Annotated in this window: 1 protein-coding gene; it reads left to right on the forward strand. The window is 61.4% G+C overall.

Annotated elements, in window-relative coordinates:
- Positions 1-562, forward strand: a 562-nt coding sequence (locus FQ755_RS06025; RefSeq protein ID WP_144152113.1) for a glycosyltransferase, incomplete at both ends; no start/stop codon positions are given.

Genomic DNA, 562 nt, shown 5'->3' on the forward strand with positions numbered 1-562 from the left:
GCAATCTGTCGAGTTTCTGCCAGCAGGACTATCCGGGGCCATTGCAGTTTCTGTTCGGCGTGCACGATTCGGCGGATCCCGCGCTGCAAACGGTTGAGCAGCTACGTCTGCTGCATCCGGACGCGCATATCACGGTGGTCGCCGATGCGCGTCTGTATGGACCGAACCGCAAGATGAGCAACATTCTCAACATGCTGCCCGAGGCGCAGCATGACGTGCTGGTGTTTGCCGATAGCGACGTGAGCGTGGCGCCGAGCTATCTGCGCAATGTGGTGGGCGAATTGCAGAAGCCAGGCGTGGGGCTCGTGACGTGCGTCTATCGCGGCCAGCCCGATCCGGGTTTCTGGCCGCGTCTGTCGGCCAAGGCGACCAATTACCAGTTTCTGCCCAGCGTCGTGACAGGACTGGCGTTGGGAATCGCGCGTCCGTGTTTTGGGCAGACCATCGCGATGCGGCGCGAAACGCTCGAGAAAATCGGTGGCTTTGCGCAGTTCGTGCATCACCTGGCGGAGGATCATGCGATCGGCGAAGCGGTGCGCATGATCGGCGAGAAGGTGGTGAT

It is taken from the genome of Paraburkholderia sp. BCC1885 (assembly GCF_900996235.1).
Taxonomy (GTDB): domain Bacteria; phylum Pseudomonadota; class Gammaproteobacteria; order Burkholderiales; family Burkholderiaceae; genus Paraburkholderia.